The 25256-nt window shown below is 41.8% G+C and carries 29 protein-coding genes, 2 tRNA genes and 1 riboswitch; of the genes, 13 read left to right on the forward strand and 18 right to left on the reverse strand.

Features of this window, described 5'->3' with window-relative positions; all coding sequences use genetic code 11:
• The first annotated feature begins 12 nt into the window (after positions 1–12).
• The 7 genes from rpmA to MKI85_RS12580 all read left to right on the forward strand — a co-directional run bounded on the left by rpmA (position 13) and on the right by MKI85_RS12580 (position 7621).
• Complete coding sequence (gene rpmA / locus MKI85_RS12550; protein ID WP_016165771.1) at positions 13–270, forward strand: 50S ribosomal protein L27; 258 nt, start codon at positions 13–15, stop codon at positions 268–270.
• 221 nt (positions 271–491) lie between these two features.
• Entirely contained in the window at positions 492–2231 is a 1740-nt protein-coding gene (locus MKI85_RS16915; RefSeq protein WP_281070038.1) for a YadA C-terminal domain-containing protein, read from the forward strand.
• A 248-nt stretch (positions 2232–2479) separates the two neighbouring features.
• Positions 2480–3178: an outer membrane lipoprotein chaperone LolA gene (gene lolA / locus MKI85_RS12560; RefSeq protein ID WP_241628062.1), complete on the forward strand. Its 699-nt coding sequence runs from the start codon at positions 2480–2482 to the stop codon at positions 3176–3178.
• Positions 3179–3383: 205 nt separating this feature from the next.
• Entirely contained in the window at positions 3384–4181 is a 798-nt protein-coding gene (locus MKI85_RS12565) for an RsiV family protein (RefSeq protein WP_241628063.1), read from the forward strand.
• Between the two features lie 125 nt (positions 4182–4306).
• Positions 4307–5578 carry a serine--tRNA ligase gene (serS, locus tag MKI85_RS12570; protein WP_241628064.1) on the forward strand — a complete coding sequence of 424 codons (1272 nt, stop codon included), beginning with the start codon at positions 4307–4309 and terminating at the stop codon, positions 5576–5578.
• A 77-nt stretch (positions 5579–5655) separates the two neighbouring features.
• On the forward strand, positions 5656–7029 hold the full coding sequence (gene cysG, locus MKI85_RS12575; protein ID WP_241628065.1) for a siroheme synthase CysG: 1374 nt from the start codon (positions 5656–5658) through the stop codon (positions 7027–7029).
• 106 nt (positions 7030–7135) lie between these two features.
• A complete protein-coding gene (locus tag MKI85_RS12580; protein WP_241628066.1) occupies positions 7136–7621 on the forward strand; it encodes a tRNA (cytidine(34)-2'-O)-methyltransferase in 486 nt (161 codons plus the stop codon).
• A 20-nt stretch (positions 7622–7641) separates the two neighbouring features.
• On the opposite strand, the gene MKI85_RS12585 is transcribed toward MKI85_RS12580, so the two are convergent.
• Complete coding sequence (locus tag MKI85_RS12585; protein WP_241628067.1) at positions 7642–8028, reverse strand: winged helix-turn-helix transcriptional regulator; 387 nt, start codon at positions 8026–8028, stop codon at positions 7642–7644.
• A 196-nt stretch (positions 8029–8224) separates the two neighbouring features.
• Between MKI85_RS12585 and MKI85_RS12590 the strand changes: the two genes are divergently transcribed.
• Complete coding sequence (locus MKI85_RS12590; RefSeq protein ID WP_241628068.1) at positions 8225–8779, forward strand: flavodoxin family protein; 555 nt, start codon at positions 8225–8227, stop codon at positions 8777–8779.
• 51 nt (positions 8780–8830) lie between these two features.
• Here MKI85_RS12590 and MKI85_RS12595 read toward each other — a convergent pair whose 3' ends face one another.
• From MKI85_RS12595 to rpoD, 6 genes are all read right to left on the reverse strand, one after another.
• Positions 8831–10228, reverse strand: coding sequence for an APC family permease (locus MKI85_RS12595; RefSeq protein ID WP_241628069.1), 1398 nt, complete (start codon positions 10226–10228; stop codon positions 8831–8833).
• A gap of 245 nt (positions 10229–10473) precedes the next feature.
• Entirely contained in the window at positions 10474–11658 is a 1185-nt protein-coding gene (locus MKI85_RS12600) for an iron-containing alcohol dehydrogenase (RefSeq protein ID WP_241628070.1), read from the reverse strand.
• 1 nt (position 11659) lies between these two features.
• Positions 11660–12193, reverse strand: coding sequence for a hypothetical protein (locus tag MKI85_RS12605; protein WP_241628071.1), 534 nt, complete (start codon positions 12191–12193; stop codon positions 11660–11662).
• A gap of 81 nt (positions 12194–12274) precedes the next feature.
• On the reverse strand, positions 12275–12952 hold the full coding sequence (lipB, locus tag MKI85_RS12610; RefSeq protein WP_413351212.1) for a lipoyl(octanoyl) transferase LipB: 678 nt from the start codon (positions 12950–12952) through the stop codon (positions 12275–12277).
• 119 nt (positions 12953–13071) lie between these two features.
• Positions 13072–13359: a YbeD family protein gene (locus MKI85_RS12615; RefSeq protein ID WP_241628072.1), complete on the reverse strand. Its 288-nt coding sequence runs from the start codon at positions 13357–13359 to the stop codon at positions 13072–13074.
• Positions 13360–13470: 111 nt separating this feature from the next.
• Entirely contained in the window at positions 13471–15360 is a 1890-nt protein-coding gene (rpoD, locus tag MKI85_RS12620; protein WP_241628073.1) for an RNA polymerase sigma factor RpoD, read from the reverse strand.
• Between the two features lie 417 nt (positions 15361–15777).
• On the opposite strand from rpoD, the gene MKI85_RS12625 reads away from it, so the two are divergent.
• Positions 15778–15987 (forward strand): PA3496 family putative envelope integrity protein, encoded by a 210-nt coding sequence (locus tag MKI85_RS12625; protein WP_016165788.1) that lies wholly within the window; start codon positions 15778–15780, stop codon positions 15985–15987.
• 68 nt (positions 15988–16055) lie between these two features.
• Complete coding sequence (locus MKI85_RS12630) at positions 16056–16580, forward strand: YecA/YgfB family protein (RefSeq protein WP_241628074.1); 525 nt, start codon at positions 16056–16058, stop codon at positions 16578–16580.
• Positions 16581–16688: 108 nt separating this feature from the next.
• Here MKI85_RS12630 and MKI85_RS12635 read toward each other — a convergent pair whose 3' ends face one another.
• The 3 genes from MKI85_RS12635 to trhO all read right to left on the reverse strand — a co-directional run bounded on the left by MKI85_RS12635 (position 16689) and on the right by trhO (position 18836).
• Entirely contained in the window at positions 16689–17108 is a 420-nt protein-coding gene (locus tag MKI85_RS12635; RefSeq protein WP_241628076.1) for an ABZJ_00895 family protein, read from the reverse strand.
• A gap of 22 nt (positions 17109–17130) precedes the next feature.
• Positions 17131–17754 (reverse strand): DedA family protein, encoded by a 624-nt coding sequence (locus MKI85_RS12640; RefSeq protein ID WP_241628078.1) that lies wholly within the window; start codon positions 17752–17754, stop codon positions 17131–17133.
• 149 nt (positions 17755–17903) lie between these two features.
• On the reverse strand, positions 17904–18836 hold the full coding sequence (gene trhO / locus MKI85_RS12645) for an oxygen-dependent tRNA uridine(34) hydroxylase TrhO (RefSeq protein WP_241628081.1): 933 nt from the start codon (positions 18834–18836) through the stop codon (positions 17904–17906).
• Positions 18837–19039: 203 nt separating this feature from the next.
• Between trhO and MKI85_RS12650 the strand changes: the two genes are divergently transcribed.
• Positions 19040–19525, forward strand: coding sequence for a DUF1289 domain-containing protein (locus MKI85_RS12650; protein WP_241628083.1), 486 nt, complete (start codon positions 19040–19042; stop codon positions 19523–19525).
• Positions 19526–19569: 44 nt separating this feature from the next.
• Positions 19570–20181, forward strand: a complete 612-nt coding sequence (locus MKI85_RS12655; RefSeq protein WP_241628084.1) for a LysE family translocator — start codon at positions 19570–19572, stop codon at positions 20179–20181.
• A gap of 10 nt (positions 20182–20191) precedes the next feature.
• On the opposite strand, the gene MKI85_RS12660 is transcribed toward MKI85_RS12655, so the two are convergent.
• Positions 20192–20746, reverse strand: a complete 555-nt coding sequence (locus MKI85_RS12660; protein WP_241628085.1) for a TetR/AcrR family transcriptional regulator — start codon at positions 20744–20746, stop codon at positions 20192–20194.
• Positions 20747–20834: 88 nt separating this feature from the next.
• On the opposite strand from MKI85_RS12660, the gene MKI85_RS12665 reads away from it, so the two are divergent.
• Positions 20835–21371 (forward strand): HPP family protein, encoded by a 537-nt coding sequence (locus MKI85_RS12665; protein WP_241628086.1) that lies wholly within the window; start codon positions 20835–20837, stop codon positions 21369–21371.
• Between the two features lie 40 nt (positions 21372–21411).
• Here the strand turns inward: MKI85_RS12665 and ribB are convergent, their stop codons facing one another.
• The 7 genes from ribB to MKI85_RS12700 form a co-directional block, all read right to left on the reverse strand.
• Positions 21412–22014, reverse strand: coding sequence for a 3,4-dihydroxy-2-butanone-4-phosphate synthase (gene ribB / locus MKI85_RS12670; protein WP_413351705.1), 603 nt, complete (start codon positions 22012–22014; stop codon positions 21412–21414).
• A 137-nt stretch (positions 22015–22151) separates the two neighbouring features.
• Positions 22152–22308, reverse strand: a riboswitch (FMN riboswitch).
• 191 nt (positions 22309–22499) lie between these two features.
• Positions 22500–22880, reverse strand: a complete 381-nt coding sequence (gene panD, locus MKI85_RS12675) for an aspartate 1-decarboxylase (RefSeq protein WP_016165796.1) — start codon at positions 22878–22880, stop codon at positions 22500–22502.
• Between the two features lie 144 nt (positions 22881–23024).
• On the reverse strand, positions 23025–23606 hold the full coding sequence (gene pth / locus MKI85_RS12680; protein WP_241628087.1) for an aminoacyl-tRNA hydrolase: 582 nt from the start codon (positions 23604–23606) through the stop codon (positions 23025–23027).
• 20 nt (positions 23607–23626) lie between these two features.
• On the reverse strand, positions 23627–23923 hold the full coding sequence (gene rplY / locus MKI85_RS12685; protein ID WP_241628088.1) for a 50S ribosomal protein L25: 297 nt from the start codon (positions 23921–23923) through the stop codon (positions 23627–23629).
• Between the two features lie 100 nt (positions 23924–24023).
• Positions 24024–24977 carry a ribose-phosphate pyrophosphokinase gene (locus MKI85_RS12690; protein WP_100243191.1) on the reverse strand — a complete coding sequence of 318 codons (954 nt, stop codon included), beginning with the start codon at positions 24975–24977 and terminating at the stop codon, positions 24024–24026.
• Positions 24978–25013: 36 nt separating this feature from the next.
• A tRNA-Gln gene (locus MKI85_RS12695) sits at positions 25014–25088 on the reverse strand.
• A gap of 91 nt (positions 25089–25179) precedes the next feature.
• Positions 25180–25254, reverse strand: a tRNA-Gln gene (locus MKI85_RS12700).
• Between the last annotated feature and the right edge of the window lie 2 nt (positions 25255–25256).

Below are 25256 nucleotides of genomic sequence, written 5' to 3' on the forward strand. Positions count from 1 at the left end.
GAGTAAATAGACATGGCATCTAAAAAAGCCGGTGGCTCGACTAAGAACGGTCGTGACTCAAATCCTAAGATGTTAGGTGTTAAAATGTACGGTGGTCAAGCTGTGACTGCTGGTAACATTATCGTTCGTCAACGTGGTACTGAATTCCACGCTGGTGCTAACGTTGGTATGGGCCGTGACCATACTTTGTTTGCTACTGCTGACGGCGTAATTAAATTTGAAGTGAAGGGTCAATTTGGCCGTCGCTATGTGACTGTTGAAACTGCATAAGTTTTAAAAGTTCAGAAAAACCCGCATTTTATGCGGGTTTTTTTTGCCTTGAAATCTTGGTTTGTAAGCTAAAAATATGAAAACTTTATAAACCATATGTTTAGATAAAAATAGCCTGATTCATTAGCAATCTTAATTCTCAATATACCAAAAAATAGTGATATACATCACACTTTGTAGGCGGTGTAATGGTCTAAATAAGAAGCATAAGGAAGAAGGACATGAAACAATTAGATAAAAATGTCTTGGGTTCCCAAACGGGGTGGGCGAGTGAAGCCTTAGAGACTCAGTTTAAAAATCACAAAAAACACATTACTAATGCTATCTCAGCAGAAATGAATTGTAATTCCCTTGAGCTAAATCATTATTCACGTAAACAAAAGTTTGCTGTCCAAGCGCTTCTTTTAAGTGCAGTTTTAATGGCAGCGAGTACAAATGTTTTTGCAGCTTCGTGTAATTCTAATTCGACAGGTGATTGTCCTGGGAGCGGAATACCAGGACCAACTGGACCAACTGGACCTGCGGGGGCTGATGGAGCGGATGGTTTAAGTGCATATGAAGTTGCAGTTGATAATGGTTTTTCAGGTACTGAAGAACAATGGTTAGATAGTTTGGTTGGTGCCACAGGCGCAACTGGTGCTACTGGTGCCACAGGCGCAACGGGCGCTACGGGTGAGACAGGCGCAACGGGTGCCACAGGAGCTACTGGTGCAACGGGAGCTACAGGCGCAACTGGTGCTACAGGCGCAACTGGTGCTACGGGTGAGACAGGCGCAACTGGTGCTACAGGCGCAACGGGTGCCACAGGAGCAACTGGTGCTACGGGTGAGACAGGCGCAACGGGTGCTACAGGAGCTACTGGTGCAACGGGAGCTACAGGCGCAACGGGTGAGACAGGCGCAACGGGTGCCACAGGAGCTACTGGTGCAACGGGAGCTACAGGCGCAACTGGTGCTACGGGAGCTACAGGCGCAACTGGTGCTACAGGCGCAACGGGTGCCACAGGAGCAACTGGTGCTACGGGTGAGACAGGTGCCACAGGAGCTACTGGTGCAACGGGAGCTACAGGCGCAACGGGTGCCACAGGAGCTACGGGTGCTACAGGCGCAACAGGAGCTACAGGTGCAACGGGTGCAACGGGTGCCACAGGTGCAACAGGTGCTACAGGTGCAACAGGTGCAACAGGTGCTACAGGTGCCACAGGAGCTACGGGTGAGACAGGTGCAACGGGTGCTACAGGCGCAACGGGTGCCACAGGAGCTACAGGTGCAACGGGAGCAACAGGTGCCACAGGAGCTACGGGTGAGACAGGCGCAACGGGTGCCACAGGAGCTACAGGCGGACTAGGTGCTCAAGGTTTAAGTGCTTACCAACAAGCAGTCGAAAATGGTTTTGAAGGAACTCTTACTGAATGGTTGGAAGGACTTAAAGGTGCTGCAGGTACTACAGGTGTGAGTGCGTATAGTACAGCCGTGAATAATGGCTTTAAAGGAACCATTACGGAATGGTTGGCAAGTCTCAAGGGAGCCACAGGTGCTACAGGAGCCACAGGTGCTGATGGTACCAATGGTATTACTCCAGAGCAAATGGCTGCTGCCGATACAACTGTCTTGAATCAAGCGAAAACCTATGTAGACCAAGTTGGAAAACAAACCTTGAATGATGCGAAAGCCTATACCGATAGTCGTGTAGATGCTTTGAATCGTGACATGAGGAATTTAGAAGACAAAACTTATGCAGCGGTTGCATCCAGTATTGCGATTGCTTCCTTACCTCAACCAACTGAAGCGGGTATGAGTATGTTCAGTGCAGGTGCGGGCATGTGGGAAGGTGAACAAGGTTATGCCTTCGGTATGAGTGGTGTGACTGAGAATAACAAGTATGTCTACAAAGCAGCAGTGACATTCAATAGTGAAGGTGACTTTGGTGCAGGTGCTGCAGTCGGTTGGCAGTGGAAATAGATATTTACCCTCTTAGTAGCTCAAATAGGCATTTACCCTCTTAGTAGCTCAAGCAAAAAAGCCCCTGAAATTCAGGGGCTTTTTTGCAAGAAATAGAAAAATAACGCCTTCATCATGATGGATGGATTACTACATTTAACCTGAATAAATATACAAATCTTCTTATATTCTCAATTATTAGCAACTCAATTTGGTTTAATATGTGCCTTTCAATAGATTGCGAAATAGCAAATTAGAAAGGTGATGACATGAATATGCTTCGTAAAACCACATGTGCTATGGCATTGGGTGCAGTGACATTAGCACCGATGATGAGTACTTCTGTTTTTGCAGCCCCAGTCGCGGCATCGGAGCAACAAGCAACTGCAAACTTAGTGAAGCAGTTAAGTGGTATTCAAAGTTTATCGGCTAATTTTGAGCAAACAACAAAAACATCTGGTGGTACAAAAGCAACACAGAAAAAGGGTTTGACTGCACAACACATGAATCAAACCTTTAAAGGAACGATGAAGGTTGCACGTCCTGGTAAATTTTATTGGGAAACAACTTCTCCAGCAAAACAGACCATTGTGACTTCAGGTAAAACGGTTTGGATTTATGATCCAGACTTGCAACAGGCTGTACGTCAAAGCTTAGATGAACAAGTAGCAAATACACCAGCATTATTGTTATCGGGCAATACGAGTCAGATTATGCAGTCTTATCGTGTCACGCAACCGAATAAAGGCAAAACCTATTACACCCTTTATCCGAAAAGTGATGATGGTGCATTCCAAAGCTTGACCATTAGTTTTGGTGTGAACAAAGCTCCAAATTTGATGATCTTGCAAGATTCATTGGGTCAAACCACTTATGTGAAATTTAATCATGTGAAAGTGAATGCTTCAATTCCTGCATCAACCTTTAACTTTACCCCACCAAAAGGTACAGACATTATTGATCAATAAGTCTGAAATTCTTGATCTAAGGAAGAATGATAAAAATGCAGCCTAAGTGCTGCATTTTTATCATGGGTCACACAAAAAATTCCGATTGAAATATACATCGCGATGCGTGATTGATCCTTTGGGCTACATTTTGTAATTTCATCTTAAAGTCAGACTTTGTATAGTGAAAAGAATTGCTTGAAGACATTGCATACAAGGTTTATTTATGAACACTTTCCAATTAAAACAACGATATTGGGTATTACCGCTGTTCTGTTCAGTGGTGTTATTTACAGGTTGTCAGCCGAAAGATGCGTCGCAACAATCCGCAGAAGCTAAAACCACTAATACTGAAACAAAAGCGGAACAGGTGATACCTGCAATTCAGGCAAAAGTGGTTCCTGTGAAGTTGGCGAAGCCTGAAGCATGTGAAGCAGAAGGTTGTACGCAATACGATATTCAAACGGTTGAAACCAATTTTAAGTGGATTGATCAGTATTTTATCGACCGTATTAAAAAGGCAGATCCGATTGCATTTTCAGAGCAACCTAATCAAAAAGTACGTTTGGAAGATGATGCTCAACCCAGTTTGAATCAAAGTTCAACCTATGTGCGTTATGTGGGACAAAACGATAATTTTGCAACTTTTGCCATGCAGAGTTATAGCTATTCTGCTGGTGCAGCACATGGTATGTACCATCAAGAATTTGTTAATTTTGATTTGAACAAGAAAAAACGCTTAGCTTTACAAGATGTATTAATTAAAGGTGTCGATGCTCAGGTTTTAGATGCATTGTATGACAATAATTTAAATTGGTTACAGGAACATAATATTGAAAAGGCAAAACTGCAACTGAGCGACAATTTTTATTATGGTTCGAATGGTTTAGTGTTTGTTTATCCACTGTATGAACTTGCTTCTTATGCAGAGGGCATGAGTGAATTGACTTTGCCATACTACAGCTTGAAAAAATTTGTGCGTCCTGAATATTTACCAAGTTTGCCACAATACCCAGCGCAATAAAGCCAACATTTATTTAATTGATGGATTATTGCCTGAATGTGTGAGTGCTTGAACTTTGCCGACTGTATTTTTTTGGTTGAACAGCTTACACTATAGCCAGTTTTTTTCTTTACCAAAGATTGGCTATGATCGACCCGAAATTAATCAGAACAAATATTGAGGCTGTAAATTTAGCCTTGGCAAAACGTGGCATTCAATTGGATGTAGCCGAGTGGGCATCATTAGAAGCTCGCCGTAAAGATTTACAGTCCAAAACTGAGGCTTTACAAGCTGAGCGTAATGCGGGCGCGAAACAAGTTGGTCAAATTAAAAAAGCAGGTGGCGATGCGTCTGAAATCATGACGCGCATGGCTGCCATCGGTGACGAAATTAAAGCGGCTGAAGTGGCTTTAGCTGAATTACAAGCTGAACTTGAAGCGAAACTGCTTTCAATTCCAAACATGCCGCATGAGTCTGTACCTGAAGGTAAAGATGAAAGTGATAATGTTGAAGTGTATACATGGGGAACTCCACGTAACTTCGACTTTGAAATCAAGGATCATACTGACCTTGGTGAGTGGATGGGTGGTTTAGAGTTTGAAACGGCAACCAAACTTACAGGTTCACGTTTCAGTGTGCTTAAAGGACCTTTAGCACGTTTACAGCGTGCCCTAACTCAATTCATGTTGGATACGCATACTTTAAAAAATGGCTATACCGAAGCGTATGTGCCTTATTTAGTCAATGCTGACTCTTTACGTGGTACAGGCCAATTGCCTAAATTTGAAGAAGATTTATTCAAATTGCAAGGTGAGAAAGAGTACTACTTGATTCCGACGGCTGAAGTTCCATTAACGAACTTTGTGCGTGATGAAATTATTGATGCCGATCGCTTACCATTAAAGTATGCAGCGCATACGCCATGTTTTCGTAGTGAAGCTGGCTCTTATGGTCGCGATACCCGTGGTTTAATTCGCCAACATCAATTTGATAAAGTTGAGATGGTGCAAATTGTTAAACCAGAAGATTCAATGCAAGCCTTGGAAGAGTTGACGGGTCATGCAGAAGGTATTTTGCAAGCCCTAGGTTTACCTTACCGTAAAATCACCTTGTGTGGTGGTGATATGGGCTTTGGTGCAGCAAAAACTTACGATCTGGAAGTTTGGGTACCAAGCCAAAATACCTATCGTGAAATTTCTTCATGCTCAAATATGTGGGATTTCCAAGCACGTCGTATGAAAGCGCGTTACCGTGCCGATCAGAAAAAAACTGAGTTTGTTCATACCCTAAATGGTTCTGGTCTTGCTGTGGGTCGTACTTTATTGGCAGTCATGGAAAACTATCAACGTGCCGATGGTTCGATTGAAATTCCAGCAGTACTTCGCCCATATATGGGTGGTTTAGAGTTTATCGACTAACACTCGGGCGATAAATGACAGCATTTGTGCACGAAAATTGCTTTAAGACGATCAGATACAAATATTAGAGGTATTCCGTGGAGATATTTCCAATCTCTTTGAAGCTGAAACAGCAAAAGTGTCTGATTGTCGGCGGTGGGCGCATTGCCTATCGCAAGGCAGTTTTGTTAGCTAAAGCAGGGGCAATTTTGCATGTGATTGCACCTGAAATTGAAACTGACTTATTGGCTTTGGTGCAACAAACCCAAGGTCAATATTTTGCTGAAGCTTTTAATCTTCAAGTGAATTTACGCGATTATCGTCTTGTGATCGCAGCCACCAATGATCGTGCAGTCAATCAGCAGGTCTTTGAAGTCTGTGAAGCAGAAAAGGTGCTGGTTAACAGCGTCGATGATCCACCCCATTGCCGTTTTATGGTTCCCGCCATTATTGACCGTTCGCCATTGATTATTTCGGTTGCGAGTAACGGCACATCTCCAGTGCTGTCTCGTCAAATCCGTACCCAATTGGAGACCCTGATTCCGCATGGAATGGGCAAACTCGCTGAGTTCTCGGGTAAATGGCGTTCCAAGGTCAAAGAGAAAATTGCCAATCCTGATGAGCGTCGTATTTTTTGGGAAGACTTGTACGCGAGTCCACTGAAAGAACAAGTGTTTAATGGGAATGAGGATGCCGCAGATCAACTGATTGAGCAGGCACTACAAGAATGGAAAACCCCAAAAGGTGAAGTCTATTTGGTTGGTGCAGGTCCTGGTGATCCTGAATTGTTGACCTTAAAAGCCTTGCGTTTAATGCAACAAGCTGATGTGGTGATTTATGACCGTCTGGTCTCTGAGCCGATCATGGATTTATGTCGTCGTGATGCTGAAAAAATTTATGTCGGCAAAGCACGCTCAAATCATGCTGTACCACAAGAAGGTATTAACGCGTTATTGGTTAAGTACGCGAGTCAAGGCAAACGAGTTTGTCGCCTGAAAGGTGGTGATCCATTTATCTTTGGTCGTGGTGGTGAAGAAATTCAAGAGCTGTTTGATGCAGGTATTACTTTTCAAGTGGTGCCAGGTATTACCGCGGCATCAGGTTGTTCGGCTTATGCTGGTATTCCACTCACGCATCGTGATTATGCACAAAGTGTTCGCTTCCTCACTGGACATTTAAAAGAAGGTTCGCCTGAACTGCCTTGGAACGAGCTGGTCTATGAGAATCAAACCTTGGTGTTATACATGGGGCTGGTGGGTTTAGAAAATATTTGCCAACAATTAATCGCTCACGGACAGCGTCCGAATATGCCAGTAGCATTGATTTCAAAAGGCACTACGCCTGAACAGAAAGTCATAGTCGGAACATTGGCAGATATTAGCAGTAAGGTGGCTGAACACCATATTCAAGCGCCAACCCTGACCATTATTGGTGAAGTCGTCAGTTTACGTGAACAATTACAATGGCAGTAAACTGATTGCCATTGTTCCATTCAATCTAGTGTCAATTCTCGATTAAGTTGTTCGTAAAGAACATATTTAATTTTATGATGGCAAAGTTATTAAGTTGAGAAATCCTGTGATCCATGTTGTTTTATACGAGCCTGAAATTCCTGCCAACACAGGAAATATCATTCGTTTATGTGCCAATACTGGAGCGCAGTTGCATCTGATTAAGCCATTGGGCTTTGAATTGGATGATAAAAAACTAAAACGTGCAGGCTTGGACTATCATGAATGGGCACGTATGCAAATTTGGGACAATATTGAACAATGTCTTGAATTTTTAGCTGCACAAGGTATAGATAAAAATGCAATATATCCTTTAACGACGAAGGGCACGGAAACACCACATACTTCAGATTTGAATCGCCCAATTGCTTTGCTGATGGGACCAGAAACGCGTGGCTTACCTGAGCATGTGCGTTTGATGTTTCCACAACAACATTGGATTCGCTTACCGATGGCAGCCAATTCACGCAGTTTGAATTTGTCTAATGCGACCGCGGTGATTGTTTATGAAGCTTGGCGTCAACAAGGCTTCCAACAATTGGCAGTAGAATAAGTTATCAAGCAGAGTCAGTTTTAAATTGACTCTGCTTTTCCTTGGCGCTCATCAAACCCGGTTCTGGAATTTAATACTTTCTCCATATTCGCCTCGACCCAATCTTTGAGTTGATAGGTATTTTGTGCAAACTCTTTGCCAATTTCAGTCAGCGCATACTCCACTCGAATCACATTGTCTTCATGAATGGTTCGTGTCAAAAAGCCATCACGTTCTAGTATTTTTAATTTCTGTGAAAGTACTTTGGGGGAAATTCCAAGGATGTTCTTTTTCAACTCATTGAAATGTTGTGATTCCTGATCAAGGGTATACACAATCAACAAAATCCATTTGTCTGCAAATTTTTCAAAAAAAAGACGAGAAGGACAATTCGGATGAAAAATATTGAATTTCATTGGCTTATTCATTTTCACTCCACCTCATGTTGAATATTAAGTAGCATTTCGCAAGGATTCTAGACCAGTTACCTAGTAGTAACTAATTGATACTAGATTTCATAAGTGTATCATAAATTCATATGGAGTGATTTGTTGTATGAATCATCTATGAAACACAGTAAGCCTTAGGTAGAGACCTAATAAAATGAATGGTCAGGAAAACAAAATGTCTAATATTTCAGTAGTATATTTTTCAGGTTATGGGCATACCAAAGTGATTGCTCAAACTTTCGCGCAAGAAATTGCAGCCAACCTCATTGAAATTGATGTGAATGGTGATATTCAGGAACAAGATTGGCAAACCTTAGATCAATCTGATGCGATTGTATTTGGTGCACCGACCTATATGGGTACGGCACCGTGGCAATTTAAAAAATTCGCTGATGCGACCTCTAAAAAATGGTTTACACAAGCTTGGAAAGATAAAATTTTTGGTGGCTTTACCAATAGTGCGAGTATGAATGGCGACAAACAGGTCACCTTGATTCAGTTACAAACCTTGGCTTCACAGCATGGTGGAATCTGGGTGAGCTTAGGACTATTGCCTGCGAATAGTAAAGCAGCTACCCGAGAGGATGTAAATAACTTGGGAGGATCTGTTGGTTTGCTGGTGCAGACACCTTCGGATGCCAGTGTGGAGGAAATTCCATCAGGAGATTTGGAAACTGCTAAAGTATATGCACTACGTATCGCAGCCATTACCAAGAAATTTTCAGCATAAGCTGAAATAAAAAAAAGACGCATTATGCGTCTTTTTTTGGGTAATGAAGTATTAATGATGGTGATCATCAAATTCATTGTGTTGAGGAGCAGGTTGTTTGAAACCTTTGGTCTTATAACCTAAGTATAAAATACCAAACATGGCCCACCACAAACCGTATTTCAATGCAGTCTCTTCAATTTCAAGCCACATGGCGAAAATACTGATAAAGCCCAGCATTGGAATCACTACATAGTTGAAGATCTCTTTTCCAGACTTTGTACGCCCATCACGTAATGCATAGCGCGAAATCACGGATAAGTTTACAAAAGTAAAGGCAGTTAAAGCACCGAAACTAATCATCGAGATAACAATGTCGAGGTCCATAAAGCCTGCTGTTAAAGCAACAATACCGACAATCAAAATGTTATATGAAGGGGTATAAGTTCTTGGACTAATATGACCAAAGATTTTCTTGTTGATTACGCCATCACGACCCATTACATACATCAAGCGTGATACACCTGCATGTGCAGAGATCCCTGAAGCCATGACCGTAACAATTGCGAAATACAATACGGCTGTTTTGAAGGCGACTCCACCGACTGCTTGTAAGATGTCTGGCTGAGTTGCAGCAACATCTTCAAAGTAAGTTTTTGGATCGTTCGGGAAGTAAATTTGCATGAAGTAGGTGCTGATAATGAAAATCACACCTGCAATTAATGCAGTCAAGAAAATAGCTTTCGGTAAAGTCTTTTCAGTATCTTTGGTTTCTTCAGCAAGCGAACTCAAAGAGTCAAAGCCTGTGAATGAGAAGCAAAGTAAAGTTGCACCTGTAATTAATGCACCAACAGTGGTCATCTCGTTCCAAAATGGTTCAAGACTCCAGAGCTGATATTTTGCATTGACCAGTGTGCCATCTGCATTCACGCCACCTTGCAGTAATTGATACACCATCCATGTAAAGTATCCAATTACACCGAGCTGAACGAAAACAATCAGACTGTTAAAGTTTGCAACGAAACGCGCACCACGCAGGTTAACCCCTGTCATAAAGGCAGTTAGACCAAAGACCCAGATCCAGTGGTTCACGTCAGGGAACAAGGCTTCTAGGTAAATCACCGCCAAAATGATATTGACCATTGGTGATAAGAGGTAGTCTAACCATGATGACCAACCCACCATGAATCCAATATTCGGGTGAATCGACTTTTGCGCATAGGTATATGCTGAACCCGAAGATGGGTAGCGACGGATCATGTGTCCATAGCTAATCGAGGTAAATAAAATTGCAACCAAGGCAATAATATAAGAGGTCGGAACATGATAATGGCTTTCTTCAGATACTAAACCAAAAGTATCGAATAAGGTCATTGGTTGAATATAAGCTAAACCAATGATGATGATATGCCAGAGTCCAAGCGTTTTCTGCAGTTTAGCAGCCGATTGAGTCCCAGAGATATTTGTCAACGGCGTTATCCTCTTAATCGTTGATCAAGGATCAGTCATGTTTATAAGGATCGTTTGAGACGAACGATCCCCCCTACGAATAAAATAAAAGTGCGCCAATCTATCCTAAATTGAGGCTACTTGTCAGTAATTTTGTAGAATTTTTTAGCAAATTCTCTGCCAAATAGGTAAAAAAACGATGACTATTGTGTCATTTATGAAAAAGCCTGATGTTTCCACATCAGGCTTTAAAATTTATTTCACCATTACCATGCTTTTTGCAAAATAGCTCTCAAGTCTTCAATAGTTGCCTCTTTCGGGTTATAAATGATGGAACCATCATTCAAGGCTTTTTCAGCCACTTCATCAAATTGAGCTTCTGAGACTTTACCTGTTTCTTGCAAGGTTCTTGGTAGCTTGGTTAAGCTGAACAAGCGATCACGCATGGCTTGAATGGTGGTGATGGCTTTATTTGCTCTTAAATGCGCTGGAGTTTGCGCATAGATATCAGCACCAGCTAGTGGTAGCAACAAGTCAGCAATCTTGTCACCATTGACTTCTTTGTTGTATTCCAGCACATAAGGCAGGAACAGGTTCATGCACAGTCCATGAGGCAGATGTGCAACAGCGCCGAGTGCATGTCCTAAAGAGTGAACCAAACCGACCATCGAATTCGAGAAGGCAATGCCTGCCATGGTAGATGCTTGTGCCAATTCTAAACGACCTTGTGCGTCATTTGGATTGTCTAAGACGTTAAATAAATTGCTGCTGATTTTTTTGATTGCAGCAGTGGCATAAGCATCACTGATCGGATTTGCTGCCATGCAAGTATATGCTTCAACCGCATGGGTGAGTGCATCCATGGCTGTCATCGCAGTTAAATGCGGTGGTAATGTGAGCGTCATGCGTGGATCAAGAATCGCGGCATGCGGCATAAGATAATATGAAGCAAATGCCATTTTCACATTTTTAGCTTTATCTGAAACCACCGCTACCATGGTTACTTCAGAGCCTGTACCTGAAGTGGTAGGAATCACAAAAAACGGTTTTAACGGTTTAGGCAGATTGTGCGCACCTGAATACTGTAATAGATCATCGCCACCTTCACTCACCAAAATATTGGTGGCTTTGGATGTATCAATGACTGAACCACCACCTACAGCAATAATCGCATCACACTGGTTTTCACGATATAAAGCCGCTGCTTGACGCACGGTATCTAAACTTGAATCTGGTGGAACATCATCAAAAATACAACCAATTACTGCATCGGTTGATTCAAATGCAGCTTCAATTGGTGTTAGTAACTGGTTGCTGCGTACGCCTTTATCAGTGATGATCATTGGACGTTTTGCACCAAGTGTAGCAAGTTCAAAAGGGATGTGTTCTAACGCTGCATTGCCTGCGATGACTTTGACTGGGCAAAAAAATTCGTAATAAGGCTTTGCCATGTTATGCACTCCGTTTGAAATATGATTGAGCCACTTTAAGATAAATATTGGCTGCGCCTGTCAGTTTTTCTTTTAGGCTAAGTTCGTGTGGGTATTGTTTGACTGCAAGTTCAGCCAGTAATTTTGGTAAAATCAGGGATTCCATTTTGTTTAGACAGCGGACTAAACGAATGGCATAAGACAAGTCCCCATCTGCAATCATGCGGTCATTGGCAAAGGCTTGCGCGGTACTTTCTTGGAAAGAAAATACCAGAAAGGCATGACTGAGGTGTTTAAAGGTAATGGTGAGATCAGGCTTTTGCTCAGTGTCATTTAACAGTAATAACTGATGCTGATCTGTCACTTGGGCGATAAAGGCAGGACCATGTGGAAATACCTTCATGGACAAAATGAAATTGGCAGGAAATTTGGCAACTTCCTGCTTGATCTCATCATCCACCTGACTTGCCATTACCAAGCCTCTGCCAATCACATCCATCATGAGTTTGACATAGGCGAGTTGTAAAGCAGGTTTTACTGATTTGTTTAAAATCACTTGCTTATCCCTTTGTTTCAGAATCTATTATTTTATTTAGAGTAAATACTCTAATTTATTTTACAGTTAAAAGTAAAGTACTTATTGTTGAACAATTTGAACTTTATTAAAGTACCCGCTGTTTTCTAAAGTTTCAATGATATCGACGCATAAGTTTTCAAAACTTGGTGGGTTCTGTTCAATCAGATCGTGAATGCGCACCATTTCTAAGCCTGCATAACCGCAAGGATTGATGGTGTGAAAACCAGTTAAGTCACAATTAATATTCAGTGCTAGTCCGTGATAACTACGCCCACGACGAATTTTAAATCCTAAAGAGCCAATCTTGCGCCCATTCACATAGACGCCAGGTGCATCAGGTTTGGCATAGGCTTCAATTCCGTATTTCTTCAGAAGTTCGATCATTAGGTTTTCGGCATAAGACACCAATGTGCGGACATTCCAGCCTAGGCGATTCAAATCAAACATGAAGTAAGCGACCAATTGACCAGGACCATGCCAAGTGACTTGTCCCCCACGATCAGTCTGTACTAGAGGAATTTGTGAAGAAACCAAGATATGCTCGGGTTTACCAGCTTGACCTTGGGTGAGCACATCGGGATGTTGTAGTAACCACAATTCGTCAGGTGTTTCCGCATCACGCTGTTCAGTAAATTGCTTCATGTCCTGAAATCGATCTGCATAAGGGGTAAGCTGATTAAATTGACGAATGATTAAGGTAGGTTTGAGTACAGCATCAGTCACGTCGACAGCATCCATATCTATATTTGAGTTCGTTCTAAATTATATGCTGAGCAGGGCGGGATAGGGGAAAATTCTCTGAATTGGGGAGTCTTTAGGCATAAAAAAACACGCAGATCGCGTGTTCTTTTTGGTGCTTAAAGTGCAGTTTTAATCAGCGGACAGGCGGCTAAATCTGCATACAGTGCGTGAACCTGTTCGAGCTCTTCGAAACGCAGTTGCGCTGTCAAAGAATGGTATTTTCCAGTACGTGACGGTTGTACACGTAAGCTTCCGCCATCGAACTCAGGAAAATGCTTCACTAGAATTTCGACGACTGCAACGTGTAACTCAGCACCTGCTTCCCCAATCAATTTAATTGGGTAATCCATTGGGAAAACCCAAAGATGTTCTTGAAGTTCGCGGGATGGTGTACGGTCTAACATTGTAGCCCCCTTATTTCAAACGCCTGCGAGAATGCAGGCGCTGTGTTTCTCATAGAGACATAATGGAGATCTTTGATAAATTTTCAAGGTCTCCATTGCTGTCATACGGGATTAGTCATTTTCAAGGAATGAACGTAAGTGTTCAGAACGAGAAGGATGACGTAATTTACGTAGTGCTTTAGCTTCAATCTGACGAATACGCTCACGTGTAACATCAAACTGTTTACCTACTTCTTCCAAAGTATGGTCAGTCGGCATGTCAATACCAAAACGCATTTTCAAGACTTTCGCTTCACGTTCAGTCAAGTTTTCAAGGACTTCGCGAGTCGCTTCTTTCAGGCCTTCTGAAGTAGCAGCATCGACTGGAGAAGTGATGTTGCTGTCTTCAATAAAGTCACCCAAATGCGAATCTTCATCATCACCAATCGGCGTTTCCATAGAAATCGGCTCTTTGGCAATTTTAAGTACTTTACGCACTTTAACTTCGTCCATTTCCAAACGTTCGCCTAATTCTTCAGGTGTCGGTTCACGACCCATTTCTTGAAGAAGTTGACGCGATACACGGTTGATCTTGTTGATGGTTTCGATCATGTGTACTGGAATACGGATGGTACGCGCTTGGTCAGCAATCGAACGAGTAATGGCCTGACGAATCCACCATGTTGCATATGTCGAGAACTTATAACCACGACGGTATTCAAACTTGTCTACCGCTTTCATCAAACCGATGTTACCTTCTTGAATCAAATCCAAGAATTGTAAACCGCGGTTGGTGTATTTTTTCGCAATCGAAATTACCAAACGCAAGTTGGCTTCAACCATTTCCTTTTTCGCACGACGTGCTTTCGCTTCGCCCACTGCCATACGCTTAGAAATGTCTTTAATGTCTTTAACACTCAAGTCCAATTCTTTTTCAATATCGGCAATTTTTTGCTGGAAGGCGAGTACATCAGGACGTACTTTTTCTAAATGTGCCTTATGCTCAGCAGGCGCTTTTGCAATTTGTTCATCTAACCAAGCTGGATTTGATTCTTGACCAGGGAACGAAGTACGGAATTGCGTACGATCCATACGACCACGACGCACTGCATAACGCATGACTTCACGTTCTGATGTACGGATTTGATCGTGTGTACCACGAATCATTTCAGAAATGATATCAAATAAACGTGGTGTAAATTTGAACATCATAAATACGGTTGCAAGCGCTTCAAGTGCCGCAGTTGCTTCAGGACTATTACGCCCATGCTTAGCAATTACAGATTTGGTTTCGTTCCAAGCCGCTTCTAATTCTTCAAAACGGACTTTGGCAACTTCTGGATCAGGACCTGAATCACCTTCAGAATCGTCATCGCTTTCCGACTCTTCGTCTTCTTCGTCATCATCCAGTTTTACATCTTTGGTAGACTTGGCTGATGGTTCTTCAACTTCTTCAATTTCTTCAGATTCAACTTCCAGAACTTCTGGAATTTCATCATCAGTTTCAGGATCTAGGTAGCCTGATAAAATATCTGCTAGGCGACGTTCGCCTTGTAGAAAATCATTATATTCTTGTAAAACCACTTCAACTGCATTTGGCCAGTAGGCAATAGAATGCAGGACATCGCGAATACCTTCTTCAATTCGTTTCGCAATGCTAATTTCACCCTCACGGGTTAAAAGCTCTACCGTACCCATTTCACGCATGTACATACGTACAGGATCGGTGGTACGACCAGGTTCGTTTTCTACAGACGCAAGAACGGCAGCAGCTTCTTCTTCAGCAACTTCATCCGCAGCTTCTGCATTGTCTTCGAACATTGTATCGTCAGATTCAGGCGCACGTTCGTGTACAGGAATACCAACGTCTTGAAGCATTTGAATAATGTCTTCAATTTGTTCGCTTTCAGTGATCGAGTCTGGGAGATGATCGTTAACCTCGGCATAAGTTAAGTAACCTTGCTCTTTGCCTCGGCTAATCAGAGCCGCTACTTGCGAAGTAGGGGAAGTCATATCGCTCATCTTTGCTTACTCTTGGTTGAATCTGTGATTGTGAAAACCGCGCTGGATAGCTCAGTTCGCTTCATAAACTTAATCTGTAAATTGCAATGTATCTCATCAGGAATAATCAGCAAATAAGCCGCCTGATAAAATATTTAATGTAAATTCAGTGATAAAGATGGGGGTGAAATTGTTATTTTCAAGTTCATCCCTCGCACTTGTCAGTTTTAAATCCACATCAAATTTATGGACTTGATGTTAAATCATATCAAAAAACAGAAAGACGCAAGGTGGATTATATCATGCCATACAAAATGGTTAAAAAGGAAGACCAAAATTCAAATTAAATGGGATAAATTTAAATATATCTTGACAAGGATTCTGAAGCACGATAAATAGCGCCTAGACCCATTATATTTTTATTCTGAGGTAGTTTGAGTGTCTTCAACAGATTTTGAATTAGATGATAACTACGGTGATGATGACGTCAATTTTGACGAGGCATCAGGCAAAATTAGCGCAAAAGAGTCGCTGGAAAAACGTCGCTTGATCGATGACTTACTCGCACAACGCCGTTTAGAGCGCGAGTTAAAAGATTTTGATTACGATATCGACGATGATGACGACTTTGATGATGAGGATGATTAAAACTCACGATGAGAATCGTGTGTTGAAAGTGTTATGCTACGTCTTATAATTTTAAACTTGGATATGAAATGAGTGCTTTAGATTTAGACCTATTGAGTGAATATCTAGATGGCGACCAAAATGAGCATGGTCTAGATTTTGCAGCGACTCATGGTTTTTTATGTGCAATTGCTGTTGGTCCGCAATTTGATCGTTGGTTAGATGAGCTTTTCGAAAGCAATCAGAAAAAAGTTCCTGCTGAAATTATTGCACAAGTTAAATCTTGGTTGGACAGTATCCGTCAGAATTTGGCTAATGAAGAAGGCATTGAGTTTCCTTTTGAAATTGAAGAAGCAGACGTTGAGTCAAGTTTAGGTGACTGGAGTGTTGGTTTCGTCGATGCCATGTTCTTAAATGAAGATGCATGGTTTGCACCTGAATATGAAGAACAACTGGTGGATTTAACCTTACCAATCATGGTGTTCAGTGGCATTGATGAAGAAGATCCGCAAATGGAATCTTTCCGTCGCAATGGTCAATTGATGGATGAATTGGCGGAAGAAATTCCAGACAATCTAAATGAACTCTATTTGATGTATCACACACCAAATTAAGTTTTAGTCAAAAAAAAGCACCGTCAGGTGCTTTTTTTATGCGATTTTTATTTTTGTTGCATCAATCTATAAAGATGGTTTGGTGATGATTTGAAGGGATGACTTTTATTAAAGGAGCTTTTGTTTCTTCGCCATAAAATGGGCATACCAACCATAGGCAAAATGAAAGATTACTCCATGAACAGCAATCAGACAGAGCATGATCACGGCAGACAGTCCAAGTCCTGCTTCATCTGCGGCTTTTAAAATTTGTTCTGCATTTGGGTTCATCAGTACCAAGAAGAATACGAAGAAACTGGCAATAATGATGGCGATGGCACTACAGCCCCAGACCAATTGTATTTTCTCATCACTACTGGGTAAGCGTTGCTCTTTTTTCACGAAATGAGCTGCATTAATCAATGCGGAGGCAATTAATGCGGGAATCAGGGTAATTCCACCTAAATGAAGCCCAAAAATCAGAATAGCCACCAATAGCACTAAAGCGATGCTGTAGACGGCTGCAAAATGCTTGAGATAGTGCTTCATGGAAATCCTTAAATGAATATACTTAATTTTTGAAATGACGTGATTTTCTTTGATATCGACGATATAAAATCCATAAAACGATCAGTAGCACAATCCCGATCATCACATAACCGACTTGGCTAAAAATTTGATGCATCAGTGTCTGATTCTCGCCGAAATAGAAGCCTACGCAAGCCAAAAAACTGGTCCAAATAATGGTGCCTAAACTGCTATAGAACATAAACTTCCAAAAAGGCATATGGCTCATACCTGCTGGAATACTGATGAGGGAGCGCACAGCGGGAACCATACGTCCAAAAAAGACAATTCGATGCCCATAATGCTCAAACCAGTCCAGTGCTGTTTTTACATCTGCTGATTTAATAAAAAAATATTTGCCATATCGATCAACAAACCTAAAGAGGGTATCGTGATTAAATTTATAGCCAATCCAGTACAAAACTGCCGCAGCTAGCAATGAGCCGATACAGCCCGCAATAATCACCCCGATGAGCAGAAGTTCACCTTGAGAGGCGGAGTAACCCGCTGAAGGCATAATAATTTCAGAAGGAACAGGCGGAAAAACATTGTCTAAAAACATTAGTAGGGCAATGCCAAGATAGCCTAATTTCTCCATGATGGAGATAATCCATTCTGTCAGGTTCATAGACGTTTATGAAAGTGAGAGATGATTTATCCTAGTGGGATTTGAATGTAGGGTAAAGCATTGTTTTGTATTTGTTTGCTGTAATGAAAGGGCCCATAAAAAAACTTAGCCTCCACATTGGGAGGCTAAGTTTAAATATTCAGGAGAGATTAAAGACGTTTACGTTTGGCTGCTGCAATTTGAGATTGGCGCATACGGAAACCTTCTTTTTGCTTTTCTGTGGTTTTATCAATACAGAAAACACATGATACACCGTGTTCGTAACTTGGTAATTCAGATTCAGCTTTAGTTAATGGCCAACCACATGCGTGACATTTAATGTTTTCGCCTTCTTCAACACCATGTGTTACGGCAGTACGACCATCAAATACGAAGCATTCACCTTCCCACATGCTTTCTTCAGCAGGAGTTTCTTCCAGATATTTTAGAATGCCGCCTTTAAGGTGATAGACCTCTTCAAAGCCTTCTTGTAAAAGCAATGAAGTTGATTTTTCACAACGAATACCACCAGTACAGAACATGGCAATTTTCTTGTCTTTATGTTGCTCAAGATTTTGCTTCACGTATTCTGGAAATTCACGGAAAGTTTCAGTTTTCGGGTCCAGCGCACCTTTAAACGTTCCAGCCTTGTATTCGTAGTCATTACGGGTGTCAATTAAAATCACATCGTCACGGGCAATCAGTTCGTTCCACTCTTTAGGATCTAGATAGTGGCCAACTAAATCGCGTGGTTTAACTTCAACGCCCAATGTTACAATTTCTTTTTTCAGTTTGATTTTCATTTTACGGAATGGTTTTTCAGAGCTATGCGACTCTTTGTATTCCATTGCGTTAAAGCCTTCGTTGAAAAGAAATTGCTGAACCGCATCAATGGCAGCACGGTCACCTGCAATCGTACCGTTAATCCCTTCGCCTGCAACAATCAGAGTACCACAGAGGTTGATAGAATTTACCAAGTCTAAAAGTCGTTGCTGTAGATCAGCAGGATCTTGAACTTCTTTGAATTGATAAAGTGCGGCAACCACCCAACCAGAGGTCGCTTGCTGTTCTACAGGTGCAAGCTGTTCTACAGTAGCGTTCATGGAGTACTCCAAATATAAACGAAGGATAAAATTTAAGGCGCATATTTTAGCGCGAATTGCGGCAATATGCGAGAAAACCCGTCAAGAATTATGGTTTTTTAATGCAGTGAGAAAAGGTATGATGCATGAGCAGTTTTTAATAGGTGTTAAAAACGTCTAGTATCATTTTTATGATTATATCTTGCTGATTTCAGGAGCTTATTTTGAGTAATGATCGTCGGATTGCTTCACTTACGCCATGTGCAGGGCGTTGTTCAACGGTCTTTGGTGATGCAGTTTGTCGAGGTTGTCGTCGTTTTAACCATGAAGTGATTAAGTGGAATACTTATACGGCACAACAACAACATGCGGTTTGGCTGCGATTAGATGCTCAACTGGATCAGATTTTAGTTCCGATGTTGCCCTTTGCAGATTTACGCCATGTGGAAGGCTTTGTTCTGTCCAAGCGCGTTCGTTTACGACCAGAAGCCTCAAAAGGGCGCAAGTTGTATCATGCACTCAAAATTTGCGAAAAGAATAAAAATTTCACCAATGAAAGTGGTTTGGGTATTAGCGAGCAGCAAGTGAAAGCTTTGTGGCAAGAATTCGAGCGGCGTGTGTTGGCATTGGCAACAGCAAGCTATGATTTGGCATTTTTACGTGCAGATGGCATCAGTCATAGTTTATTGCGCGATCATGAAGAAGATTAGTCTCTTCGCTATACTTCAATTTGAATAAAAGAAAGTAATGACTTGTGAATTATATTGAATACTTTTTATATTGTTTTGCTGTTGTAATTATGATTGCCACTCCTGGTCCTGTGATGCTTTTGGTCGCTAGTGCGGGTTTAAAAGGCGGTTATCGACGAGCTTTACAGACCATTTTTGGAACCAATCTTGCTTCTCTGGTTTTGATTGCTGCTTCGATTGCGATTCTAAAAGGTTTTCTCACCATTAGTGAGCAATGGTTTAATGCCGTTAAAATTTTAGGTTGCTTGTATATTATTTATCTTGGGATACAGATTTTAAGAGAAGTCTGGCAGGGTGATGTTGGGACCGAAAATGCTTCAAGCTCTGTTGCCAATGGTGGATTTAAGCAGGGTTTTCTAGTTGCGATCTCTAATCCCAAAGACATTATTTTCTTTGCGTCTTTCTTTCCACAATTTGTACAAATTACCCCGAATTTGAACCTTAGTCTGGGTATTTTGACCCTAAGTTGGATTGTGCTTGATTTTGCCACGCTCTCCTTTGTGTATCTGATGTTTAATCGTTTTTCCCGCTCCAAGCTGTATCAGCATCTATTGGCGTGTTGTGGGATCATCTTAATTGCTGTGGCACTCTATGGGATCTACATTAGCATTGCTTAATCGCGTTGTATCATTCAACGATTAAGCATTTGATTAATTTATCCAGCAAGGCTTTATTTTGTTCAGCTTGAACTAAATTAAAACCTTCGACCAGAAAACGACTGATCAGTGCCTCAAGAAAGTTATAGGTTAGTTCAGTTATTTCGTTTTCATTTTTAAAGCCCGTAATTTGTTGGCGAATTAAATATTTGATCCAGCTTTTATGTTGTTGTGCAATTTCTATAATGGCTTGGTCTTGTGCAGTACTTTCTGCGACTGCGCGAATAAAGAGACAGCCTTTGAATGTATCTGTGTGAAACCAATTCATATGCCAGTCATAAATTTTATGGATGGCATCAAGCTTATCGTGTCCTTGAACAAATGAGGATAGGCTCTGTCGAAACTTTAGATCACGGGCTTTCAGAACTTGAATCACCAACTGTTGCTTGTTGCTGTAATAAGTATACATGGTGGTTTTGGAACAGCCTGATTGGTCGCGAATTAAATCGACACCGACTCCCGTAAAACTATGCTGATTAAACAATTGTTCTGCCGTATCTAATATTTTTTGTGCAGATTTAGACATGTATATTTATTCCTTGCCAATAGTACAGATCTGTACTATTTTGATTTTAAGCTATCGACTTGTAGAAAACAACATCAGGGGAATATAAATGCGCATATTTACAGGTAAAGAAAAACTTTCTTCGACACCCTCAGGGTACGAAATTCTGTTGGGTTTTATGGGGGGTAGTCTGAGCATTTTGGTTTTGCTATGTTTGGGAGCTTGGAGTGGTCACCTTTTTATTATGGCTCCCTTTGGTGCCAGTTGTGTCTTGCTTTATGCGGCATCACAATCGCCGTTAGCACAACCACGAAACATCATTTTTGGACATTTGATCTCGGCAGCGATTGGTTTGTGCTTTTTGAAATGGTTTGGTGTGAATTATTTGTCTATTGCATTTTCAGTCGGTGCAGCAATTGCATGTATGCAATTTTTCCGTTGTGTGCATCCACCTGCGGGTGCAAATCCTTTGGTGATTCTATTGTCTGCACATCACGTTACTTATGATTGGAGTTTTTTATTGTTTCCTGTGTTAATCGGTGCCTGTGTTTTGGTTGGGATTGCTTATGTGATTCATCACTTAAAAGCGAAGCATCAGTGGCCGCTGTACGGATTGGGTTTATGGCGCAGTAAAATGGATCAATGAGCATTTGAAAATGCCTCAGTATGGTGGCTGAGGCATCTTTTTAGATTTGATGCGCCAAGCGATATTGAACCAATTCTTCAATGGTAATCACGGTTAGCTGATGGGTTTGTGCATAAGCCAGCACTTGAATGCCAGAAGCCATGGTGCCGTCTGGATTGGTTAATTCATATAAAACCCCCGTAGGTTTCAAACTAGCCAAGCGGGCAAGATCAATGGTTCCTTTAGTATGTCCACGACGGCTGACTACACCACCATCACGTGCACGTAAGGGAAATACGTGACCTGGGCGATTTAAATCACTGGCAACTGCACCTGTGCGGGTAGCTGCTTGAATGGTGGTGACGCGGTCTTGAGCTGAAACGCCAGTTGTTACCCCTTGAGTCGCTTCAATGGTTACGGTAAAAGCTGTTTTGAATTGGCTAGAGTTATCGCTCACCATCGGTGGCAATTCTAAATGGTCAGCAAGTCCGTTGGTGATACAAAGACAAACAATACCTGAACCATCACGAATCATGCGTGCCATGGTAGCAACCGTTAATGTTTCAGCAGCAACAATTAAATCAGCTTCATTTTCACGATCAAAGTCGTCCATCACCAAGACTGGTTTGCCTTGGCGGATATCAGTTAATGCGTTGTTCAGCAGATTTCGGGTTGAATTAAATTAGACATTGAAACGCTCGCGTAACTTGAAAATACGATTGAACATTTCAGGACATGTGAAAATAGGCTCGTAGCAAAACCATCTTACTGTGCTTTAGGCAATAAGAAGGGTGTTGATGACGTCGTCTTCTTTCATCCGGACTATACCGTCGGTTTTGGCTTTGAACCAAATCTGCATGTAGGGTTGAGACTACACGCTCGTGGGCTGAATCAGTAGAAATCATGATCCTACTGAAATTACTACCAGTGGGGAATTGCACCCCGCCCTGAAGCGATGTGGTTCTATTATAAGCGTATTTACAGAAAATGAGATCTTTCATGTAACTTGAGCGTCATGATTATTTCTGACAAGGTTTGCAATGAAATTGCTAAGACAATTAATTGGAGGAAGGAGGGCGGATTAGTGAGTGGGGAACTTGGTTATTTCGGAAATAAAAAAGCTCGCAATCTGCGAGCTTTTTCTACATCTTAAGCCACTTGTACAGGAATACAGTTTGCAGTGTGATTTACTGTATTGTCTGGGTTCGCGTAGACTAAACGTGGTTTGTGCGCATTTGCTTCAGCTTCGGTAAATGCACCGAAAGTTGCAATAATCACAAGATCACCAACATCAGCTTGATGAGCAGCACCACCGTTGACAGAGATAATGCCAGAGTTGTCTTCACCGCGAATCGCATAAGTTGCGAAACGTTTACCGTTGGTAACGTTCCAAACATGAATTTCTTCGTATTCACGAATGCCAGCTAAATCCATTAACACACCATCAATTGCACAAGAACCTTCATAGTGAAGTTCTGCATGTGTAACTACAGCGCGGTGAATTTTGCATTTTAATAAACGAGATAGCATGGCGAGCGTCTCCTGAGTGGACCTAAGACCGTTATCTTATGGTTAAATCAATCGCTTCTTACAAAACCAGTAATCGGCAAAAAACGCATTTTGCTCTGAAATGGGTAACATGGCAAGAAGGATTGTTCAACAATTCAAATAAATTCAGTTGGGTTTGTAAGCATTGATTTGATTCATTGCTTGTTGGATATCACCATTCACGAGTAACTTGAGTCGTGAAAGTGCATGGTCAATTGCATCATCCATTAAACCTTGTTCACTGCTTGGCGCTTTGCTAAGCACATGCCCAGAGACACGTTCTTTTGAACCAGGATGACCAATTCCAATACGTAGACGATGAAAATTTGGACCCAGATGTGGAACAATGTCACGAAGTCCATTATGACCACCATGACCACCGCCTGTTTTGAGGCGAATAACACCAGGGTTCATATCAAGTTCATCATGAGCAATTAACATTGCTTCAGGTGCGACTTGATAAAATTTACAGAACGGAACAACACTTTTGCCTGAAAGGTTCATAAAGGTTGTTGGTAAAAGCAGACGGACGTCTTGACCTTCGATATTACCTCGACCACTGATTCCGTGAAATTTGGGGTCGTTTTTTAATGTAATGCCATATTTGTCTGCAATGCGTTCTACAAACCAGAAGCCTGCATTATGGCGGGTTTGGGCATATTCCTTTCCAGAATTACCCAAACCGACAATTAGCGAAATATTAGCCACTAATTTACACCATTAAACACTTATGCGCGTTTGAAGTCAGCGTGCATTGGAGTGTTTTTAGCTGGGTGACGTTGTAACGCTTGGATTTTAACGCTTTCAACTTTGTCACCAACTTTGATTTCAACAACTTCTTCAAAGAAAGCATTGTTTTCTAAAGCTTTAACAAGTTCACGAAGTTCTAAAGTTACAGCTACAGGTTCAGCGCTGCCACCGTAGATGATTGCTGGAACTTGTGCAGCGTGACGAAGGCGGCGGCTCGCACCTTTCCCTTGGTTAGCTGCTTCACGTGCTTGTGCGTTTAATACGAAGTTTGCCATGATAGACATCCTTAATTTAAGTTTAATTAAACTAGATCTGCGACCGACCTAGTGAGACAAAGCCCCGCACTGGGCAGGGCTTTGGAATTTTAGCGATGTATTATAGATAACTATCGAACATTGCGCTAATAGATTCTTCGTTGTTAATGCGACGAATTGTTTCAGCAACCATGCCGGCAACCGAAACTTGGCGAATCTTACCAAGAGCTTGTGCTTCTTCAGACAATGGAATTGTATCTGTTACAACGAGTTCGTCGATTACAGAGTTTTTCAAATTCTCAATGGCTTTACCTGAAAGTACAGGGTGAGTTGCGTATGCAACCACTTTGCGTGCACCAAAAGTTTTTAGTGCATCAGCAGCTTTACATAAAGTACCTGCTGTATCGACCATGTCATCAACAATGACACAGTCACGACCTTTCACATCACCAATCAAATGCATCACTTGTGATTCATTCGCTTTTTGACGACGTTTATCGATGATCGCAAGATCAATATCACCCATTTGTTTCGCAACAGCACGTGCACGCACTACACCACCAACGTCTGGAGAAACAACCATCAGGTTGTCATGAGACTGTTGACGTAAGTCAGCAAGTAATGCAGGAGTACCGTAGATGTTGTCTACAGGGATATCGAAGAAACCTTGGATTTGGTCTGCATGTAGGTCGATCATTACAACACGGTCAATACCGACAGTTGTTAGCATGTCTGCTACAACTTTTGCAGTAATTGGAACACGTGATGAACGAGGACGACGGTCTTGACGTGCATAACCGAAGTAAGGAATGACAGCAGTTATACGACCAGCACTTGCACGACGTAATGCGTCAGCCATTACTAAGATTTCCATCAGGTTATCATTCGTAGGGGCACAAGTAGGTTGTACGATAAATACGTCTTTACCACGAACATTTTCGGTGATTTCAACAGCAATTTCACCATCAGAGAAGGTAGAAACTGATGCTGCACCTAAAGGAATGTGCAAATGGCTTACGACTTTTTGGGCGAATTGTGGATGAGCAGTTCCACTAAAAACGACAAGATTGGGCATGAAGCACCCTTGGCGGTTGGTATGTTTGAAATGAGATGGCAGGGGCGGCTGGATTCGAACCAACGGATGGCGAGATCAAAACCCGCTGCCTTACCACTTGGCGACGCCCCTAATGCGGCAGAATTTTAATATTTTTGCGTATTCATGTCAAGGTAAATTAACAAGAAGATGCAAAAGCTATTCTGTCTTTTAAGCTTGAAATTGGCAGGGGCGGCTGGATTCGAACCAACGGATGGCGAGATCAAAACCCGCTGCCTTACCACTTGGCGACGCCCCTAA

This window comes from Acinetobacter zhairuonensis, from assembly GCF_022601715.1.
Classification (GTDB): Bacteria; Pseudomonadota; Gammaproteobacteria; order Pseudomonadales; family Moraxellaceae; genus Acinetobacter.

Bases quoted from the DNA above. Each gene is read 5' to 3' on its own strand.
- rpmA (WP_016165771.1), top strand. From the start codon at position 13: ATGGCATCTAAAAAAGCCGGTGGCTCGACTAAGAACGGTCGTGACTCA.
- MKI85_RS16915 (WP_281070038.1), top strand. From the start codon at position 492: ATGAAACAATTAGATAAAAATGTCTTGGGTTCCCAAACGGGGTGGGCG.
- lolA (WP_241628062.1), top strand. From the start codon at position 2,480: ATGAATATGCTTCGTAAAACCACATGTGCTATGGCATTGGGTGCAGTG.
- MKI85_RS12565 (WP_241628063.1), top strand. From the start codon at position 3,384: ATGAACACTTTCCAATTAAAACAACGATATTGGGTATTACCGCTGTTC.
- serS (WP_241628064.1), top strand. From the start codon at position 4,307: ATGATCGACCCGAAATTAATCAGAACAAATATTGAGGCTGTAAATTTA.
- MKI85_RS12585 (WP_241628067.1), bottom strand. From the start codon at position 8,028: ATGAATAAGCCAATGAAATTCAATATTTTTCATCCGAATTGTCCTTCT.
- MKI85_RS12590 (WP_241628068.1), top strand. From the start codon at position 8,225: ATGTCTAATATTTCAGTAGTATATTTTTCAGGTTATGGGCATACCAAA.
- MKI85_RS12600 (WP_241628070.1), bottom strand. From the start codon at position 11,658: ATGGCAAAGCCTTATTACGAATTTTTTTGCCCAGTCAAAGTCATCGCA.
- lipB (WP_413351212.1), bottom strand. From the start codon at position 12,952: ATGGATGCTGTCGACGTGACTGATGCTGTACTCAAACCTACCTTAATC.
- MKI85_RS12615 (WP_241628072.1), bottom strand. From the start codon at position 13,359: ATGTTAGACCGTACACCATCCCGCGAACTTCAAGAACATCTTTGGGTT.
- rpoD (WP_241628073.1), bottom strand. From the start codon at position 15,360: ATGAGCGATATGACTTCCCCTACTTCGCAAGTAGCGGCTCTGATTAGC.
- MKI85_RS12630 (WP_241628074.1), top strand. From the start codon at position 16,056: ATGAGTGCTTTAGATTTAGACCTATTGAGTGAATATCTAGATGGCGAC.
- MKI85_RS12635 (WP_241628076.1), bottom strand. From the start codon at position 17,108: ATGAAGCACTATCTCAAGCATTTTGCAGCCGTCTACAGCATCGCTTTA.
- MKI85_RS12640 (WP_241628078.1), bottom strand. From the start codon at position 17,754: ATGAACCTGACAGAATGGATTATCTCCATCATGGAGAAATTAGGCTAT.
- trhO (WP_241628081.1), bottom strand. From the start codon at position 18,836: ATGAACGCTACTGTAGAACAGCTTGCACCTGTAGAACAGCAAGCGACC.
- MKI85_RS12660 (WP_241628085.1), bottom strand. From the start codon at position 20,746: ATGTCTAAATCTGCACAAAAAATATTAGATACGGCAGAACAATTGTTT.
- MKI85_RS12665 (WP_241628086.1), top strand. From the start codon at position 20,835: ATGCGCATATTTACAGGTAAAGAAAAACTTTCTTCGACACCCTCAGGG.
- panD (WP_016165796.1), bottom strand. From the start codon at position 22,880: ATGCTATCTCGTTTATTAAAATGCAAAATTCACCGCGCTGTAGTTACA.
- rplY (WP_241628088.1), bottom strand. From the start codon at position 23,923: ATGGCAAACTTCGTATTAAACGCACAAGCACGTGAAGCAGCTAACCAA.
- MKI85_RS12690 (WP_100243191.1), bottom strand. From the start codon at position 24,977: ATGCCCAATCTTGTCGTTTTTAGTGGAACTGCTCATCCACAATTCGCC.